Origin of the sequence: Terriglobus sp. YAF25, from assembly GCF_052113305.1 — a bacterium.
GTDB lineage: Bacteria > Acidobacteriota > Terriglobia > Terriglobales > Acidobacteriaceae > Terriglobus.
Genome location: NZ_JBFRCY010000697.1, coordinates 1 through 2425 on the forward strand (window position 1 = coordinate 1; position 2425 = coordinate 2425).

At 60.5% G+C, this 2425-nt stretch carries 2 protein-coding genes and 1 other RNA gene; 2 read left to right on the forward strand and 1 reads right to left on the reverse strand.

What is annotated here, in order from left to right:
• Positions 1-159 precede the first annotated feature (159 nt).
• Positions 160-586, reverse strand: an RNA gene (gene rnpB, locus AB4043_RS22505) — RNase P RNA component class A.
• 150 nt (positions 587-736) lie between these two features.
• On the opposite strand from rnpB, the gene AB4043_RS22510 reads away from it, so the two are divergent.
• Positions 737-1963 (forward strand): ABC transporter permease, encoded by a 1227-nt coding sequence (locus AB4043_RS22510; RefSeq protein WP_442303079.1) that lies wholly within the window; start codon positions 737-739, stop codon positions 1961-1963.
• On the forward strand, positions 1964-2425 hold a 462-nt coding region (locus AB4043_RS22515; RefSeq protein ID WP_442308155.1), incomplete at its 3' end, for an ABC transporter permease.

Consider the following 2425-nt stretch of genomic DNA (forward strand, 5'->3'; position numbering starts at 1 on the left):
CCCATGTCCCTATGGGGACCTGGGGCACCCGGTGTATGGCTTGTCTGAATGTGTCGGCACACCCAGGCCTCCACCGTCGTACGTCTTCAACTTTCAACCTGGAACTTTCAACTCAAAAGATGGCGGCCCCGGAACACATCCATGTCCCGGGGCCGTGTTTTGCAGACAAGGCCCGTAAGCCGAATTCTGTTCTAGACGGTCATTCCTCTAGGCGCCGCATTACTGCGGACACTCAACAGCAACCTACCCGCGAGTTTCGGCCCTTTGCGGCGAACCGCATCGGGAACCCACCTTAACGTGCCGGGCCGGCACGCGATGGCCCCATTTGGGTCTTGAGCCATCTCCCCGCCTATTTGGTCTTGCTCCGTGTGGGGTTTACCCTGCCACAGCCATTACTGACTGCGCGGTGCGCTCTTACCGCACCTTTTCACCCTTACCCCGGTTACCCGGGGCGGTATCTTCTCTGTGGCACTAGCCGTCCTGCACCCTTGACGATGCAGTCCCGGACGTTATCCGGCACACTGCCCTGCGGAGTTCGGACTTTCCTCTCCCAGCCGAAGCCGGCAGCGACCATCCGGCCCCATCTGCTCCCTTCATTCTAGAGCGTTTTCCCGTTTTCATCGCGAAAAACGCCCCTGGAATGAGGAAGCTCTGGAATATACCCACCGGGAGAGCAATCCAACGAAACTTCTGCCGTGTTTCTGACGTACCCTTATCGAACAAAGATCACCCACCCATGGAATTCCGCGAAGCCATCAAGATCGCCCTGCAATCGCTGTGGGCCAATAAGCTCCGTTCCATACTCACGCTGCTCGGCGTGGTTATCGGTGTGGGCTCGGTGATTGCTGTCGTCACCCTGGTCAACGGCGCCAACGTCTACGTCGCCGAAAAGATCTACCGCTACGGCGCCGACGTCTTTACCGTGAGCAAGCAGCCGCGCGTCATCTCCTCGTACGACGAGTACTCGAAGTTCCAGAAGCGGAAGATCATCCGCCTGGAGGACTACCAGTTCGTCATGGAGCACTGCCATCGCTGCCAGGCCGTGGGCGCACTCCAGAGCGCGACCGGCAAGGTCGTCTCCGGCACACACTCCACCACTGATACCGACATCCGCGGATGGACCGCCTCCATGCCGCCTATGTACAACCTCAACATTGTGTCGGGGCGCAGCTTTACACCGACGGAGGAGGAGCACAACTCGCACGTCGCCATCATTGGGACCGACATTCAGGACAACGTCCTCGGCGGCAATGACCCGCTCGGGCAGGAGATTCGCGTCGATGGGGTTCCATACACGGTGATCGGTGTTGGCGAGAAGCAGGGCAAGAGCTTCGGGGCCAGTCAGGACAACTGGGTCGCTATCCCCATCACCGCCTACCAGCGCAGCTACGGTACCGCGAAGACCGTCACCATCTACGCGAAGGCCGGATCCACGGGCGAGCCGCTGAACGCCGCCGTGGAAGAGGTCCGCACGTTGATGCGCAGCGAGCGCCACAACCGCCCGGGCCAGGAGGATGACTTCAACCTCGACACCAACGACAGCTTCGTTGGCCTGTGGAACCAGATCGCCGGCGGCTTTGAAGCCGTGGCCGTCGCCATTGCCGGTGTCTCGCTGGTGGTCGGCGGCATCGTCATCATGAACATCATGCTGGTCTCGGTTACCGAACGCACGCGCGAGATTGGGGTCCGCAAGGCGCTTGGAGCCAAGCGGAACGACGTGATGCTGCAGTTCCTGATCGAGAGCGCGACACTCTCGCTGGTCGGCGGTGTCTTTGGCGTCATCGGAGGCATCGGTGTCGCGCAGGGCGTCACCGCGGCCCTCGGTTTCCCTTCATCGCTCGCCGTCTGGAGTATCTTCGCCGGCCTGTTTGTCGCCACCGCCGTCGGTCTGTTCTTCGGCGTCTATCCCGCAAGAAAGGCAGCCATGCTTGATCCCATCGTTGCGCTGCGGTCGGAGCTCTAAATGAACCTTGGCGACTTCAAAGAGACCGTTACTATGGCGCTGGACACGCTGCGCGCCAACAAGCTGCGCAGCGGYCTCACCATTCTTGGCATCGTCATCGGTGTCTCCACTGTGATTCTGATCTCGTCTGTGATCAATGGCCTCAACGGCCAGGTCTCGGACGCGGTCGCCAGCTTTGGCACCAATGTGCTGTGGGTCTTTCGTTTCGAGTTCGGCTTCGGCCGGCCCTCGACTGAGATGCTGACGCGCAAGCAGCTGACCTACGAAGACGCCATGGCAATGAAGGATCTGCCGCACGTCGCCGCCGTTTCGCCGGGCCTGCGCTATACCAACTTCCAGTTCAACGAAGGCAACGTCACCGCCAAATASAAGAGCCGCAAGGTGCAGTCGGTCTCGATTGAAGGCGATACCGCCGCCGTCAAAGACGTCTACGACTACAACATGACGGCCGGGCGCATGTTC